Raw genomic sequence first — 15,846 nt, forward strand, 5'->3', positions numbered from 1 at the left:
GCCACGGTGCGTCGTCGGATGCCTGACGCGGCATGGGTGCGGCTCCCGGGCGGGGCGATCGGACCCGCCGCGGGTATCGTCGCGTCGACTCAGCTCGCTTTCCAGACGCGGTTCATCGGACGGTTACCCCGGGCATGCTGCCGCCTGGGCGGACCGTCATCATCCCGTGCTTCAGATGGTTCGAGACCAGCCACCAGTTCGCCGGGTACGCCACCACGGCCCCGACGAGGAGGGCCATCGACATCACGAACCAGAACGCCGGAGAGGAGGGATGGTGACTCCTGGGGATCGCCTTCATCGCGATCACCATGACCGGAACCATCCCGGACATCAGCATGTTCATCGAAATCAATTCGGGCAGGAACGTGCTGGCCATCGCCTTGCGGTAGGTCCCGCCCGCCATGTCCTTCATGAAGAGGGCCTGGAAGATCGCCCATCCGAATCCGAATCCGAGGACGTATTCCAGGGCGATCTCCCCGAGGCGGGGGAGGGCGAGCAGGCTGCCGACCACCGCGCCGACGAGGATGCCCACGCCGTCCCCCGCGACGCAGTGCATCGTCGACCCCAGGGCCTGCCGCCATCGCGCCGAGACGTATTGCTCGTGGGTGCCGGGCAGCGGCTCCCGGCAGCCGAGCACATACAAAAACGCGCCGATGGGCCCCGAGTACGCGGTCACGAGGACGAAGCCCCACTTCATCACCGGCGACTCAGGCGTGGAGCGGATGTCGATCGCCACGAAGGCAACCGAGGCCGCCGTCAGCAGGAACCAGAGCAGCATCACCCCGTCGAGCATCGGCACGCCTCCTTCGGCAGGAAGATCGGCCATCCCGCCGGATCGGCTCAACCTTCGGGTCCTCCGTCGCCGGACAGCAACGGCAATCGATCGATCCAAGGCTCCCGATCACCCGCGCCAGCGCAATCCCTGCCGGCCGGCCAGCCAGAGCCGCAACGACAACCAGCTCAACCGGCTCGACCCGCGACATCATGCCGGAGCACGCAAGTCCTCGACTCGGCCGTCGGGGCGGGGAGAAGAAGGTCGACGACGGCTGCCTGACAAGGAGCCCGTCAACACCGACTCAACCGCCGCTGACCGCGTGTTCCGTCTGGGCGTCACTCGCCCCCCACGATGCTGCAACTGACCCATACAGCCGGGTTTGCTCCTGCTCGATCCGGTCCTCCCGGAAGGAAACGACAGCCGAAGGTGCGCCCGGCGGATTGAATGCGACATTTCACCGAGGAATGCCCAATTGACCACTGGTTCGAGCTTATCGACGCTCATCGCGGCGGGCCTGTGGAAGGGACGAGGGCGTCCCCGTCGTCGACGGATGGTGGGCCAACATCGGAGGCGGCCCGGGGGGGGAGGGGCTGTCGGCCGGCGTGTGCCGGCGCCGGGCCTCGACCAGCTCCAGGGCGGCTCGATAGCGGCTCGACACTCCGGGCTGGGGGATCAGCCCGCCGCCGAGGATCAGGGCCATCAGCGTCAGGACGGCGATCCGCTCCGGGCGGCGGATGCGCAGGTCGATCGAGGTCGGGTTCGGCTTCCCGGTGAAGATCCGGAAGAAGGCCTGCATCACGGCCAGGCCGTTGAGCGCCGTGATGATCACCACCGACGCCTCCAGAATCGACGAGGATCGGGACGCCCCCTCGACCAGCAGCTCCAGGCCGACGAAGCCGGCGGTCCCGGGGAAGCCGATGCTGGCCAGGCCGGTCAGCAGGAACAGCGCCGCCAGCATCGGAACGTGCGCGTCGAGGCCGTGGAAGTCCGCCAGGGAGACGCGGCCGATCCGAGACTCGACGGACCGGATCGTCAGGCCGAAGCCGGTCAGGGCCAATGCGACCGACAGCCAGAGGCTCAGCGCCCCGGTCAGGCCGATCGGCGTCGCGGCCTCCATCCCGACGAGCACGAGCGAGGAGTGGCTCAGGAACAGGTAGCAGAAGAAGCGCCTCGCCTCCCGTTGCACCAGGGCCATCCCGGCGGCGTAGGCCGCCGTGATGATCGAGGCGATCGAAATCGCCTCGAGGATCCCCGGCGGAGCGACGGGCAGCACCAGCCTCGCCATGCCGTACACCCCGACCATCGGCGAGACGAACAGCAGGGCCGTCCCGAACGTGGCGTGCTCGAACAGGTCGGTCATCCAGCAGTGGACCGGGACGATCCCGACCCGGAGCAACAGGGCGGCGGTCAGCAGCGCCGCGCCGAGGGTGATCGCGCCCCCTCCTGCGACCAGCGCCCGGCCCGCGACGAGCAGGGCGACGAACAGGGTCATGTGCGCGACGAAGACGCGGGTCGGTCGCCGGCGGGCCCGAAGCTCGAGGAACGGGGGGACCGCCCCCGCCGCCAGCAACACGACCAGGCCCCAGGGCCGGACGCAGGCGAGGGTCGCCAGCAGGATGGCCTCGGCGGCGAGGGACCGGGCGAAGGAGAAGACCCGGAACTTGGCCCTCAGGGTCGCCAGGTTGGTCAGGAAGCAGATCAGGGCGGCCATTGGCAGCAGCGGGGCCGTCAGCTCATCGACGGCGAACAGGGGTTCGCCGAGCAGGGGCGCCAGGGGGTCCCAGCGGTCCTGGGAAGACGGCGAGGGGAGCCGGGCGAAGTCCTGCCAGGCGGCGAGCGCGCAGGCCAGGGCCAGCCCGGAGGCGATGAGGCTCAGCCTCCGGGCCGCTCCCGGCTCCCGGAGGGTCGCGACCCGGGCCGCCGCGGCTGCCGGGATCAGGATGCAGAGTTCCAGCCAGGGGACGTGCAGCCCGAACATCACGACTCCTCCCCGATCGGGGACGAGGGCGGGACCCGATCCGACTCCCGGGAGCCGGAGCCGGTCAGCAGGTCGGTCCAGCGCCGCTCCATGCGGTCGCACCAGCGGAATGCCTTCAGGAAGGGGCCGACGACGAAGCGGTCGATCGCCGCGTCGAGGTGCCCGCGCTCGAAGCCGAACCGGCAGATCGCCCGCCGGGCCCGTTCCGGCAGCCAGCGATCCGCCAGGCCCTCACCTCTCGGCAGGTGGCCGCCGATGGCGTTCTCGAGCTGGTGGTAGTCGTGCAGCAGCGAGGGGGCCCGGAGCAGCTGGAGGGTCCGCAGGCAGGCGTGGCCGATCATGTGGATCAGCGGGATGTACCGCAGCCCGAGGCCGATCTCGGCGGTGATGATGCCGACCTGCGTCAGCGAGGCGAAGGCCAGGGCCGACTTGGCGTCGGCCTGCACCCGGCCGGCGATCGCCGCGAAGACCGCCGAGGCCAGGCCGACCGCCACGACCGCGGCGCCGAGGGTCTCCGAGCGGTCGATGATCGGGCTGGCCCTCAGCAGCAAGAAGGTCCCCAGGTGCACCGAGAGCGCCCCGTAGAAGACGGCGCTCGAGGGGGTCGGCCCCTCCATCGCCCGGGGCAGCCACCCCGAGAACGGGACCAGGCCCGACTTGCCCGACGCCGCGACGAGCAGGAGCAGCCCGACCCCCAGCGCCTGGCCCGGGGAAAGAGCCGCCTCCCCCTCCGGCCACGGGCTGGTCCCCGTGATCGTCGCGAAGTCTCCCTCCCCCGAAACGCGGTGCAGCGCCACCGCCGCCAGGAGGAAGGCCGCGTCGGAGATCCGGTAGACCGACCAGATCCGTTGGGCGTTGATCACCGGCGCGGCCCGCTCGTAGAAGAACGCCACCAGCAGCGCCGACGAGAGCCCGACCAGCTCCCAGCCGAGGAAGAGCGTCTCGATCGTCCCCGCGAGCGAGGCCACGACCATCCCCAGCAGGAAGACGGCGAACGACCGGAAGAAACGGCCGTACCCCGGCTCCCGGTGCAGGTAGCGGTCGGCGAAGGCTCCGATCGTCCCGACCATGACGAGGGTCAGGATCAGGAACGGCGTCGAGAGCCGGTCGAAGATGAATTTCAGGCGGAAGTGGAAGTGCTCGCTGGGGATCGCCACCCAGTCGCCGAACTCGACGGGAACGTGGCGCTGGCCCGTCGCCAGCATCAGGGCGAGCACCCCGAGGGCCGAGAGGAGCCCGGCCACCACACACGAGGCGGTCCAGCGGGCGATCGCGGCCTCTCCCATGGGCCGGCCGACCGAGGGGGCCAGCCCCAGGACGGCCAGCAGCAGGGCCGGCGACGCCAGGACCCCCAGCCCCAGGACCCCAGAGATTGAATCGATGGTCATCGACTCGAATCCTCGGCCCTCGCCGAAGGCAGCGGGCCCGCTCCGGCGCCGATGAGGGCGAACCCCAGGTGGTCTCGGGAGCCCCGATACCACGCCTCCGAGGTTGGTGCCCAGGGAAGAGCCGCCCCCCCCGGGGTGTATCGCTCGAACCGCCCCCCCCGGTAGACGTGGATGGCTGGCCCGTCCGGGTCGAGGGTCGCCAGCCGGACCCACTCGTTGCGCACCAGGCGGTCGATCGCCTCCTCTCGTTCGAGAATCGTCGCGAGAATCTCCGGCGTCGTTTCCACGACGACGAGCAAGCGCATCGGTTCGTGGATCTCGACCATCTGCCAGGACAGGCCGGGCCTCAGGTCGCTGGACGCGCCGTCCATCACGCCGAGCAGAGCGGTGAGGTTATGCGGCAGTTTCGTCCCGCAGCCATATCCGACGGGGTCGACCGCCGAAAAGAAATACTCCAGATTGATCCCGGCGCAGACCGGGATGACCGCTCGAAGCGAGCAGGCCAAGATCGACCCCGCGCCATCATCCGAGGTCGGGTCGTAGGACGCCAGGAATGCCCGGCGGTCGAGGAACAGGCCCCGAGTGCGCCGGCGACGGCCGACGATGCAGACCGCGTTGGTGGCGTGGCCGAGTTCGGGGCGGGTTTGCGAAAGGTCCTCGGCCCGGCGTTCGACGTGGCGAAGGGCCTCCTCGGGGGTGATCGTCAGCCTGGCCGACTCGAACCGCCGGCACCGCTCGTGCGCATTGCGCCGCCGGGCGGCCTCGACGGCGGATTGGACTTGGGCGAACGCTTCGAGATGGGAGCTCGGCAGGCGATCGAGGTCGAAGTAGGTCACCGAATCATCGCAGGTGTTGTGCTGGGCACCGAGGAAGTGAACCTCGTCGGGAAGGACCAAGCCGGTCGCGGCCAAGGCCCGGCGCACCCGAGGATCGTTGGCCATCTGGGCGAAGGCGCGGGCGTTCGGCCCTCCCGGGGCGCCGCCGCAGGCGCCGCAGTTGTAGGCGGCCTCCTGAGGGTTGTTCAGGCTCGACGAGCCGTGCCCCAGGACGAGCACGATCGGGGCGAACGCCTTCGTCCAGCCGATCGAAGTGAGCACGCCGCCGACGATGACCGCCATCTCGTCCACTCGGAAGCCGATCTGGCCGATGCCGGGGCCTGGCTCGGGCCGGGACCGTTCGAGCCGGAGCCGGGTCACGGGAGGCGTCACCAGTCGGCCGACCAGGCGTCGGACACGGGACGCTCGCCGGGGCAGCAGCACGCTCATGAGCAGCGGGACCGAGGCGATCGACCCGAACAGCCCCGTCACGACCCCCCCAACGACGGTCCGGGTTCCGACGTGCAGCAGGTGCCCGAGCCGGCCGAACCGACGGCGGGCCGCCTCCTGGAGTCGGCTGGTCTGCTCCAGAGAGAGGACCGTCTCCTCCCGAACGAAGTGCCTTGGCCGGATGCTGACCGGGCAGAGCGGCCGGTCATGGGCCTCGGCGACCCCCCTGTAGTACATCGCGACCCCAAAGAATCCGGCGACCCCGAACGTCTCGCAGCCCGGAGCGACCTCCTCCAGATGGCGGCGGAACGATTCCTCCCGTTCGTCGAGGCAGCAGATGACCTGAAAGCCGGAGACCTCTGGCTCCTTCGACCGGTCCTCGCCGGGGTGGGCCGCCAGCGCGTCGAGCACCTGGTTCCGGAAGCGGCGCTCGAAGGCGAGGTGGTAGACCCGTCGCCGTTCGACCCCGCCGAACGACTCGATCTCCTCGACCAGCCGGGCCCACTCCGCCTTGGAGCGACGGTACAGCTCCTCGGGGGTCCAGCCCCTCACCTGGGCGAGCTGGAACACGAGGTACGCCCCCTGGTCGACGCTCACCCGCGGCGGGTGCGGCAGCCGGTGCCGAAGCTCCTCCCGCAGGTCGGGCAACGGCGGATCGGCCCCCAGGGCCTCTCGGACGACCCAGGCCAGCGCGAGCCGGTCGAGGATCAGGCGGATCGCCAGGTACTCTGTCAGGGTCCCGGGAGGGGCCGGGTGGGCCGCCCATTCCGCGTTCGTCTCCATTTGCCGGAGGATCCCGGACCACCCGCGCAGCGCCAGCAGCGTCTCGGAGATGTAACGCTCCCGCTCCCCCTCGGGGACCCCCAGCAAGCGGAGCGACTCGTCAATTGATTCCGTCGGCGAGAGCCCCTCGCGATCGATCCGGCGCAGTTCCCCGGGCAGCCCCCGGAGCCACGAGGAGATCGGCGACGCGTCTCGGTAGAGATCCGAGAAACACCGGAAGAACCCGGCGTCCCGGCCAGGGAGGGCCCAGCGGGCGAATCCCTGGTCGAGGAACGCGGCGCAGAAGCGGATGAGGAGGTCGTGGACCAGCAGGTCGGTGTCCCTCCCGGTCGCCAGCAGGAGCAGGTCGCGATGCCGGGACGGTTGCGGCGGCGCCTCGTCGGTCCGGCCCAGCCCGTGCACTCCCTGGTGGCAGACGCGCCACAGCAGGTGCAGGGTGAAGGACTCCCAGGTCCGCTCCGACCAGCGTTCGATTCCCTCGGCGCCGAACCGATCGAGCAGCGAGCGGATCGGCCCGCCGCCGGGCTCCCCCGAACCGGGCCCGGTCGCGAGGTAGTCCCTCAGGATCCAGCGCCGGGTCCGATCGACCAGGCGACGCCTCGCCTCCGGGGGGGCCTCGGACCGGAAGCGATCCAGGGCGTCGGTCTCGGCGACGAGCCAGCGCAGCTCCTGGTCGGTCCCCAGCCGAAGCGGGTGCTCGATCATCGCCAGCCGGAGGTGATAGCGCGTCCCCATGAAGCCGAGGAGCAGGTCGGCGTCCTCGCCGAGGTCCTCCAGCAGCGCCTCGGCCAGGTCGTCCGGGCCGATCCGCCCCCGGGCGACCTCCCGGCGATAGCAGGCCTCCGGAAGGTAGGGCTGGCAGCCGTAGGTGGCCGCGCCCCGCCGCACCGCCTCGTCGAACCGAAGCTCCTCGAAGGCGTGAAGGGTGTTGTGGTGGACGAAGACCGTGATCGGGCCCTGCGACGGCAGCAGGTGCGCCGCGTGGTCGATGAGCGCCTCGAGGACCTCCGTATGTCGGTCCTCGCCCCGACCGAGCCCGCCAGAGGGCCCGGGAGTCATCGCGTCGTGCACGGCAGTGGATCCGATTGTCGGAACAAGAGCGCCGGGCGACCAGAGAGACCAGGAGGACTGGACCGCTTGCCCCCCGACCGGGCGATCAGTCAGAAGACCGGGCAGCGGGAGCAGGCTGACAATGGACGGCCAGCCGCCCCTCGGCCTCCCGCACCTGGGCAAGGATCACCTGCCGGGGTGCCTGGGTGCTGAGGCTGCGACGCACCTGGGCATCTCGGAGGACGAACGTCAGCGTTGAGAGCAGATGGAGGTGCGCCCTGGTCGTCGGGCTGATGATCGCGAACAGGATGGAAACCGGGTGGCCATCCAACGCCCCGTAGTCGATCGGACGCTCCAGGAAGCCCAGCGCGATGGTGGGCCGGTCGATGTGCAGGACAACCGGATTGCGCACATGAGGGATGGCGATCCCCTCCCCGACGGCCGTCGACGCCATCGCCTCCCGGGCCAGCAGAACCCGGAGCAGGAACTCGCGGTCAACCTCCCCAGGGAGCCTGAGAAGCTGAACCAGCTCCCTCAAGACCGACTCCTTGTCCGTCCCCGAGATTCGATAATGAACCCCGCCCGCCTCCAGCGCCTCGACCAGCGAGGGGACCGGCTGGCCCAGCGCCTCCGGCTCCGAGAGCAGCTCGCTGGAGACACTCAGCCGCCGAGAGGTGGCCCATTCGAGGATCTCAGCCCGGTTGAAGCGGTACTGTTCCTGGACCCGGTAGGCGGGGATCGACTGCTGCTTGATCCACCGGTAGATCGTCTTCTCCGAGACGCTCAGGAGCCGGGCGGTCTCACGAACCGAGAGATTCACCAGTGCGTCCTTCCCTCTGCCTCCCCCCGGAGTCGGGCGCGACTCCAAGGCGTCGGGAACGCCGGGCCGATCAGCGAGCCGACGGCTCTCCCGGCGGATCAGCCGTCCCGTCCCGCCCGGAGCACTCCTGCTCCCGCTGCAGGATGGAAACAATCAGCGCGTTCAGCGAGGTCTTCTCCGACCGCGCCCGGCTCGCGAGATGCTCGTGGAGCGAAGGCGGCATGCGGACCTGGAAATGGACAACCGTCTCGGGCATCTCGGATCTCCGACAGGGCCGCGCGGACACACCGGGAAAGGGCCAATCGTGGACGACCCAGGACATTGATGGACATTGTGGCGTCAGCGTCCCCTAATGTCAATGACACAACCAGAATGCCCAGAGCTCAGAACGCAGGGGGACCCGCCGGACGCACGATGAAACGCAATCACGACGTGATGGGCTTCTTCGGAATGATCGGCGTCGGCGGTGGTGCGTTGCGCCGAGCGGCGTCGCGGTGAAGATGGGTTCGGAAGGCCTTCAGCAACCGGCTCTGGAAGCGGTAGGGGTTCCAGGCGACCGCGATTGTGCGTGTCGGCTTCGGGCGACAGAGCGATCGGTAGACGCGGCGGTCGCTCTGGTCGCGACACCGGGCCATCTCGGGGATCATGGAAACGCCGTGGGACAGGGAGACCAGCTCCTGGACCATCGTCAGTTGGCTGGTCCGCTCCACGGCAACGGGCTGGAACGAGCGCTGGCGGCAGAAGGACACGATGGTGTCGGAGAGGCAGTGTGCCTCGTCGAGCAGCACGAACGGGAAGGGCTCCACGTCGCAGAGGCGGATCTTCGGCTTGTCGGCCAGGGGGTGATCGAGCGGGAGGACGAGCAGCAGCTCTTCCTCGAAGAGTTCCTCGAGCTCCAGGTACTTCGCCTGGATCGGGAGGGCGACGATCGCCAGGTCGATCTCCCCTTGGGTGCAGGCCTTCAGCAGCAGGTCGGTCGTGTTCTCCTGGACAATGATCGTGGCCCGGGGATGAGCGGCGGAGAACCGGCCGAGGACCTCGGGGAGGAAGTAGGGGGCGATGGTTGGGATCGCGCCGACCCGGACGCGGCCGCTCTCGCCGTCGTCGGTGATCTCGGCCTTCGTGTCCTCGAGGATGGAAAGCACCTGCTGCGCCCTCCCCTGCAGCAGCGTGCCGGCGTCGGTTAGGGAGACGGATCGCGTTTTTCGCTCGAAGACCGGCTGGCCGAGTTCCTCCTCCAGCCGCTGGATCGACCGGCTGAGCGCCGGCTGGGAGATGTTCAGGTCCTCGGCGGCCCTGGTGAAGTTGCCCCGCCGGGCGACCTGCAGGAAGTAGCGCAGCTGATCGAGTTCCATGAAGGGATTCCTCGCTCCTGGCGTGAGAACGATGCACGGAGGGTATGATACCCATCCGACGAATGCATTGGATCTCGGGGGGCGTCTCGCGAGATACTCGACCCTTGGCCGGGCATCCCCTGGCCCGGGGCCGAACCATGCTTCTGACGCATCGACCCGAACCGCCAGATGCATTGGGAAGATCGCCCGGAGTGTCCTCGGATCGCCCTCGGCGGGCCGGTCCGGCCGCGAACGATGCGCTTCACCCCCAAGCCGGGAGAGATCATGACGTCGACAACCAATCTCGCTCGTCTGCTGACGAGCCTCGCGGTGCTGTGCGCCGCGGCGTCCGCATCTGCCCAGCAGGCCCAGCCCGAGGGGCCGCACGGCCCGGGGGCGGCGGCCGGCTCCAGGTGTCCTGTGACCGGCGCGATCCGGGCGCTGACATCCCTGACGGCCGCGGTCGAAGGTCCCGGGAACCAAGACCAGGAGGCCCCCCCGGCCGTCGAGGCCCCCCGGCCGAAGCCCCGGTCGAACCAGGACTGGTGGCCCCAGGCGCTGAACCTGGGGATGCTCCACCAGAATTCCCCCATGGGCAATCCGATGGGGGAGGACTTCAACTACGCCGAGGAGTTCAAGACGCTCGACCTCGACGCCCTGAAGAAGGACATCGAGGAAGTGCTGACGACCTCTCAGGACTGGTGGCCGGCCGACTACGGCCACTACGGGCCGTTGTTCATCCGCATGGCCTGGCACAGCGCCGGCACCTATCGCGTCGCCGACGGCCGGGGAGGCGCCTCGGACGGCACGCAGCGGTTCGCTCCCCTCAATAGCTGGCCCGACAACGCCAATCTCGACAAGGCGCGTCGGCTGCTCTGGCCGATCAAGCAGAAGTACGGCCGGAAAATCTCCTGGGCCGACCTGATGGTCCTGGCCGGCAACGTCTCGCTCGAGTCGATGGGGTTCGAGACTTTCGGCTTCGGCGGCGGCCGAGAGGACGTCTGGGAGCCGCAGCAGGACGTGGACTGGGGGCCGGAGGCCGAGTGGCTTGGCGGTGAGCGCTATGACGGCAAGAGCATGCCCAACCCGCTCAGCGCCACCCAGATGGGCCTGATCTACGTGAACCCGGAGGGGCCCAAGGGCAAGCCCGACCCGATCGCCGCGGCCCAGGCCATCCGCCTGACGTTCGGCCGCATGGCGATGAGCGACGAGGAGACCGTCGCGCTGATCGCCGGCGGCCACACCTTCGGCAAGGCCCACGGCGCCGCCTCCCCCCACGAGTACCTCGGCCCCGCTCCCGAGGGGGCCGACATCACCGAGCAGGGCCTCGGCTGGAAGAACCGCTACCGGTCGGGCAAGGGCGCCGACACGATCACCAGCGGCCTGGAAGGAGCCTGGTCCTCGACGCCGACCAAATGGTCCAACGAGTACTTCGAGAACCTCTTCGGCTACGACTGGGAGCTGACCAAGAGCCCGGCCGGCGCCTGGCAGTGGACCCCCAAGGGGGGCGAGGGGGACGGCACCGTGCCCGACGCCCACGACCCGACCAGGTTCCACGCCCCGATGATGTTCACCACGGACCTGGCCCTGCGGATGGACCCGGCCTACGAGACGATCTCCCGGCGGTTCCTGGAGAACCCCGAGGAGTTCCGGCTGGCCTTCGCCAAGGCCTGGTACAAGCTGACCCACCGCGACATGGGGCCCGTCTCCCGGCTGCTCGGCCCGGAGGTCCCCGAGGCGCAGCTCTGGCAGGACCCGATCCCTCCGGTCGACCACTCGCTGATCGACGAGCAGGACATCGCCCGGCTGAAGCGAGCGATCCTCGACTCCGGCCTGACCACCGAGCAGCTTGTCTCGACCGCCTGGGCGTCGGCCTCCTCCTTCCGGGGCTCCGACTACCGAGGCGGCGCGAACGGCGCCCGCATCCGCCTGGCCCCCCAGAAGGACTGGGAGGTCAACGAGCCGGCCGAGCTGGCCAAGGTCCTGCCGGTCTTCGAGCGGATCCAGCGGGAATTCAACGACGCGCAAAACGACGACACGAGGGTCTCGATCGCCGACCTGATCGTGCTGGGCGGGTGCGCCGCCGTCGAGCAGGCCGCGAGGAAGGCGGGCGCTGAGGTCGAGGTCCCCTTCACCCCCGGCCGCACCGACGCCTCTCAGGAGGAGACCGACGTGCAGTCCTTCGCCGTGATGGAGCCGATCGCCGACGGGTTCCGCAACTACCTCGGCTCCAGCAGCGACCGGAGGCCGGAGGAGCTGCTGGTGGACAAGGCGCAGTTGCTCACGCTGACCGCCCCCGAGATGACGGCGCTCGTCGGAGGCCTCCGGGTCCTAGGCGCCAACCACGGAGACTCCCCCCTCGGCGTCTTCACCGACCGGCCCGGCACGCTGACCAACGACTTCTTCGTGAACCTGCTCGACATGGGCACGGAGTGGCGGCAGTCGGCCGAGGGCGCGGGCGTCTTCGAGGGGATCGACCACAAGACCGGCGAGGTCAAGTGGACCGGCTCTCGGGTCGACCTGATCTTCGGCTCGAACTCGCAGCTCCGGGCCATCGCCGAGGTCTACGCCTCCAACGACGCCCGAGAGAAGTTCGTCAAGGACTTCGTCTCGGCCTGGGTCAAGGTGATGAACCTCGATCGGTTCGACCTGGATCCGGCCCTGCGAGGCGGCTCGGGGGCGGTCGCTCGGAATTGATTCGACTCGAGTTGTGTTGACTTGACTTGACTCGACTCGACCCCGCTCCGAGCCTCGGAGCGCTCGCGATCGCACGGCGGCCTCCCCCTCGGGGGGCCGCCGTGTGCGATTGACGCCCGCGCCGCCCGGCTCCCCTCGTCCCGAGGGGGAGCCGGATCGACCGAGGCGGGGGAACGATCGAGCGGCCTGCCGCCGTCACTTCGCCGCGATCGCCTCTCGGACCGCGCGGCCGACCTCGCTGGTGGTGGCGGTGCCGCCCAGGTCGGGGGTCTTCGGCGCTCCCGGATCGGCCAGCACCCGGGCGACGGCCGACCGGACGTCGGCGGCGGCGTCGGGGGAGCCGAGGTGGTCCAGCAGCAGGCCGATGGAGAGGATCGCGGCGATCGGGTTGGCCTTGCCGGTACCCGCGATGTCGGGGGCCGAGCCATGCACGGGCTCGAACATGCTGGGATAGGTCCGCTCGGGGTTCAGGTTGCCCGAGGCGGCCACGCCCATACCGCCCTGGAGCACGGCGCCGAGGTCGGTGATGATGTCGCCGAACATGTTGGTGGTGACGATCACGTCGTAGCGCTCGGGGCTGACGACCAGGCGCATGCAGCAGGCGTCGACGTGGTGGTAGTCGGTCTTGATCGCCGGGTAGTCGGCGGCGACCTCGCGGAAGGCGCGGTCCCAGAGGTCGTGGGCGAAGGTCAGCACGTTGGTCTTGGCCACGAGGCTGACGAGCCCTCGCTTGCCGGCGGCCCGATCGGCGTCGGAGAGGCCGGGGAAGACCCGGGCCTGCGCGCGGCGTCCGGCCAGGTCGAAGGCGTAGCGGAGGCAGCGCTCGACGCCGGCTCGGGTGTTGATTGAGGTCTGGATGGCGACCTCCTCGGGGGTTCCCTTGCGGGTGAAGCCGCCGGCGCCGACGTAGAGGTCCTCGTTGTTCTCTCGGACGACGACCAGGTCGATCTGCTCGGGCCCCTTGCCCTTGATGGGCGTCTCGACGCCGGGGAAGAGCTGGACGGGGCGGAGGTTGATGTACTGCTGGAAGTCGAAGCGGAGCCTCAGCAGCAGCCCCTTCTCCAGCACGCCGGGAGGGACGCGGGGGTCGCCGATCGCCCCCAGCAGGATGGCGTCGCAGCGGGAGAGCTCCTGCTGGACCGACTCGGGCAGCACCTCGCCGGTGCGGAGGTAGCGATCGCTGCCCAGGTCGACGGGGGCGAAGTCCAGCCCCAGGCCGCGGGCCGCCCCCAGATCCTCCAGGATGGCGACCGCCTCGCGGATCACCTCGGGACCGACACCATCGCCCGGGATCACTCCGATCGTGGCCACTGCGTCTCCTCGCGCTTGCGCTCGAAATCGTGTCCGGAACCAGAAAGACCGGGTCACCCGGCTTGCCGGCGGGCCGTACAAGAGAGGGTGCACATCGAAACCGACGCGCCTCGCCTCGCGGACGGCCCCCCCGGGATCGGCCGGAGGCGCCCGTCTCGTCCCGCCCCCCGGGCCCGGGACGACCGTTGACAATACGTAGGGGCCCCTTATCCTACGAAATACGCCGGCTTCGTTCGACGCCCGGCCCCCCTCGCCGCCGTCCGGGCCGTCCGCGTCCGGCCATTCTCCCCCTCCGCACCGTATCGAGCACGTCCGAACCGAATCGAGCCGAGCCGAGCCGAGCCGAATCGAATCGAGTCGCCGACCGGGATGATGCATATGGCCCCCCCCCCCGCCGAAGGTAAGAGCCCGAGCCCGACCGAGGCCGCCCCGACGACGCCGGCTCCGGCCACCCCCGCGCCGGCTCCCGATGCGGCCAAGGCGTCGGCCGCCCCCTCGGCCCCGTCGGCGGGGAACGCCCGGAAGCCGAGCCCGGCCAACGGCGGCGGGGGAGCCAAACCCCCGGCCGCGGCCGGCTCCTCCGGGGCCAAGCCGGGCGTCTCGCCGCGAGCCGCCGACGCCAGCCTCTCGGGGATGACCGAAAAGACCCTGGAGCAGACGATCATCCGCCGGGGGTTGGTCACTCCCGAGGAACTGGAGGCGTGCAAGGCCCACCGCGCCCGGCTGGCCTCCTCGGGCAAAGAGGCGCCCAAGGGCCTGCTCGAGATCATGGTCGCCGCCAAGGCCCTCACCCCCGGCCAGGCCCAGCGCCTGATCAAGGAGGTCGGCAAGGAGACCCAGCAGCGCAAGACCGAGATCCCCGGCTACCAGATCCTCGACCGCCTGGGCAAGGGCTCGATGGGCATCGTCTACCGCGCCCGGCAGACGAGCGTCGACCGCATCGTCGCCGTGAAGGTCCTGCTCGACGTGCTCGCCCAGAACAAGGAGTTCGTCCGCCGCTTCCAGCGCGAGGCGACCATCGCCGCGAAGCTCAACCACCCGAACATCGTCAACGCGATCGACGCCGGCGAGGTCAACGGCCTGCAATACTTCGTCATGGAGTTCGTCGAGGGAAGGACGATCAAGGACGAACTGGAGACGGGGAAGATCTACGACGAGCCCGAGGCCCTGCGGATCGTCCTCGCCGTGGCCGAGGCGATGAAGCACGCCCACGAGCGCGGGCTGATCCACCGCGACATCAAGCCCGAGAACATCATTCTTACCAAGGAGGGAAACGTCAAGCTCGCCGACCTCGGCCTCGCCCGCCTCACGGCCGACGAGAAGCAGGCCGTCGCCGAGGCCGGTATGGCCATCGGCACGCCGTACTACATCAGCCCGGAGCAGGTCCGGGGGGCCACCGACGTCGACATCCGCAGCGACATCTACAGCCTCGGCGCCACCTTCTATCACATGGTCACCGGCCGTCCCCCCTTCCCCGGCGACGACCCGACCGAGGTGATGAAGAAGCACGTCGACAAGTCCATCACCCTCACCCCGCCCGATCACCTCAACACCCGACTCTCCAGCGGCCTGGGCGAGGTCGTCGAGACGATGATGGCCCGCAACCGGGAGAACCGCTACCGCGACCCGGGCGACCTGATCATCGACCTGAAGGCGCTGATCGAAGGCAAGCGCCCCGTCATCGCCGAGCAGAAGGCCGATACCCTCGCCAAGCTCGCCGAGGCCGACCCGGACGACGAGGACGAGTTCGATGACGACGGGCCCGGCGGCGTCGGCCTGTCTGAGGAGGAGCGGATCGAGCTGGCCGGGGTCGTCAACGCCCGGAACAACGTGATCGCCGTGCTGGCGATCCTGCTGGGGCTGGCCCTCGTCTCGAACGTCATCCTGCTGGTCGCCCGATAACGCCCGGGGCTCCTACCGCACGGACCGGCACGACAGCCAATCCGGCCGAGCCCTGGCCGTCAGAGATTCGGAAGCCGCCCGATCGGCCGCCAGGCAGTCCTCCCGGGGCGCCGGGGTCGGCTCTCTGGAGGAGAGCGCCCGGCGCGGGGCCCGCCCATCACTCCGAATCGATCGACCGGGTCAGTTGTTGCTGAAGTCGCTCAGGTCGAACGATCGGATCAGGTCCTTCCCGAGCGGATCCTTCAAGAACTTCTGGTGGCACGACGGGCAGAGGTCGTAGCGGAACCCCCGGTAGCCCTCCTCCTGGGAGGAGCCCGTCCCCTGGTTCTGCTCGCTGCGAAGGACTTCGGCAACGGCCTCCATGTGGTCCTCGTCGAGGTCGTCTTCCGTGATCTGGTCGGGGTCGAAGCCCGGATAGGCCGCGATCTTGACGACGAAGCGCGGCTCTCCCGCGCCCAGATCCTTGCCGCACAGATCACACGTGAAGTGGACCATCAGCGTCTCGTCCTTCGGACTTGGGGGGCCGTGTCCCTGCCGAGCGGA

11 protein-coding genes are annotated in these 15,846 nt (G+C 69.7%); 2 read left to right on the forward strand and 9 right to left on the reverse strand.

The genetic code is table 11. The features are described 5' to 3' along the window. Nucleotides 1-112 precede the first annotated feature (112 nt). From TsocGM_RS17485 to TsocGM_RS17515, 7 genes are all read right to left on the reverse strand, one after another. Entirely contained in the window at nucleotides 113-826 is a 714-nt protein-coding gene (locus TsocGM_RS17485) for a DUF4396 domain-containing protein (protein ID WP_199756816.1), read from the reverse strand. A gap of 439 nt (nucleotides 827-1,265) precedes the next feature. After that, entirely contained in the window at nucleotides 1,266-2,753 is a 1,488-nt protein-coding gene (locus TsocGM_RS17490; RefSeq protein WP_126726754.1) for a proton-conducting transporter transmembrane domain-containing protein, read from the reverse strand. Beyond that, nucleotides 2,753-4,141 (reverse strand): proton-conducting transporter transmembrane domain-containing protein, encoded by a 1,389-nt coding sequence (locus TsocGM_RS17495; RefSeq protein ID WP_126726755.1) that lies wholly within the window; start codon nucleotides 4,139-4,141, stop codon nucleotides 2,753-2,755. The genes TsocGM_RS17490 and TsocGM_RS17495 overlap by 1 nt, the downstream gene beginning before the upstream one ends. Further along, entirely contained in the window at nucleotides 4,138-7,260 is a 3,123-nt protein-coding gene (locus tag TsocGM_RS17500) for a YbcC family protein (protein ID WP_199756817.1), read from the reverse strand. Before TsocGM_RS17500 ends, TsocGM_RS17495 begins: the two co-directional genes overlap by 4 nt. An 85-nt stretch (nucleotides 7,261-7,345) precedes the next feature. Beyond that, entirely contained in the window at nucleotides 7,346-8,059 is a 714-nt protein-coding gene (locus TsocGM_RS17505) for a PTS sugar transporter subunit IIA (RefSeq protein ID WP_126726756.1), read from the reverse strand. A gap of 70 nt (nucleotides 8,060-8,129) precedes the next feature. Further along, nucleotides 8,130-8,315 carry a toxin-antitoxin system HicB family antitoxin gene (locus TsocGM_RS17510; protein ID WP_126726757.1) on the reverse strand — a complete coding sequence of 62 codons (186 nt, stop codon included), beginning with the start codon at nucleotides 8,313-8,315 and terminating at the stop codon, nucleotides 8,130-8,132. A 169-nt stretch (nucleotides 8,316-8,484) separates the two neighbouring features. Continuing rightward, the gene (locus TsocGM_RS17515; RefSeq protein ID WP_126726758.1) at nucleotides 8,485-9,414 is read right to left on the reverse strand and encodes a LysR family transcriptional regulator; all 930 of its coding nucleotides are present in this window, start codon (nucleotides 9,412-9,414) and stop codon (nucleotides 8,485-8,487) included. Between the two features lie 264 nt (nucleotides 9,415-9,678). Here TsocGM_RS17515 and katG point away from each other — a divergent pair, with 264 nt between their 5' ends. Then, nucleotides 9,679-12,090 carry a catalase/peroxidase HPI gene (gene katG, locus TsocGM_RS17520; RefSeq protein ID WP_126726759.1) on the forward strand — a complete coding sequence of 804 codons (2,412 nt, stop codon included), beginning with the start codon at nucleotides 9,679-9,681 and terminating at the stop codon, nucleotides 12,088-12,090. Nucleotides 12,091-12,285: 195 nt separating this feature from the next. On the opposite strand, the gene TsocGM_RS17525 is transcribed toward katG, so the two are convergent. After that, on the reverse strand, nucleotides 12,286-13,401 hold the full coding sequence (locus TsocGM_RS17525) for a 3-isopropylmalate dehydrogenase (RefSeq protein ID WP_126726760.1): 1,116 nt from the start codon (nucleotides 13,399-13,401) through the stop codon (nucleotides 12,286-12,288). Nucleotides 13,402-13,779: 378 nt separating this feature from the next. On the opposite strand from TsocGM_RS17525, the gene TsocGM_RS17530 reads away from it, so the two are divergent. Further along, nucleotides 13,780-15,303, forward strand: a complete 1,524-nt coding sequence (locus TsocGM_RS17530; RefSeq protein ID WP_233578995.1) for a serine/threonine-protein kinase — start codon at nucleotides 13,780-13,782, stop codon at nucleotides 15,301-15,303. Nucleotides 15,304-15,483: 180 nt separating this feature from the next. On the opposite strand, the gene TsocGM_RS17535 is transcribed toward TsocGM_RS17530, so the two are convergent. Continuing rightward, nucleotides 15,484-15,798, reverse strand: coding sequence for a hypothetical protein (locus tag TsocGM_RS17535; RefSeq protein WP_126726761.1), 315 nt, complete (start codon nucleotides 15,796-15,798; stop codon nucleotides 15,484-15,486). Nucleotides 15,799-15,846: the final 48 nt, after the last annotated feature.

Source organism: Tautonia sociabilis, from assembly GCF_003977685.1.
Classification (GTDB): domain Bacteria; phylum Planctomycetota; class Planctomycetia; order Isosphaerales; family Isosphaeraceae; genus Tautonia; species Tautonia sociabilis.

Excerpts from the sequence above, each read along its gene's own strand:
- TsocGM_RS17485 (WP_199756816.1), bottom strand. The coding sequence starts at position 826 with ATGGCCGATCTTCCTGCCGAAGGAGGCGTGCCGATGCTCGACGGGGTG.
- TsocGM_RS17490 (WP_126726754.1), bottom strand. The coding sequence starts at position 2,753 with ATGTTCGGGCTGCACGTCCCCTGGCTGGAACTCTGCATCCTGATCCCG.
- TsocGM_RS17495 (WP_126726755.1), bottom strand. The coding sequence starts at position 4,141 with ATGACCATCGATTCAATCTCTGGGGTCCTGGGGCTGGGGGTCCTGGCG.
- TsocGM_RS17510 (WP_126726757.1), bottom strand. The coding sequence starts at position 8,315 with ATGCCCGAGACGGTTGTCCATTTCCAGGTCCGCATGCCGCCTTCGCTC.
- TsocGM_RS17515 (WP_126726758.1), bottom strand. The coding sequence starts at position 9,414 with ATGGAACTCGATCAGCTGCGCTACTTCCTGCAGGTCGCCCGGCGGGGC.
- katG (WP_126726759.1), top strand. The coding sequence starts at position 9,679 with ATGACGTCGACAACCAATCTCGCTCGTCTGCTGACGAGCCTCGCGGTG.
- TsocGM_RS17530 (WP_233578995.1), top strand. The coding sequence starts at position 13,780 with ATGGCCCCCCCCCCCGCCGAAGGTAAGAGCCCGAGCCCGACCGAGGCC.
- TsocGM_RS17535 (WP_126726761.1), bottom strand. The coding sequence starts at position 15,798 with ATGGTCCACTTCACGTGTGATCTGTGCGGCAAGGATCTGGGCGCGGGA.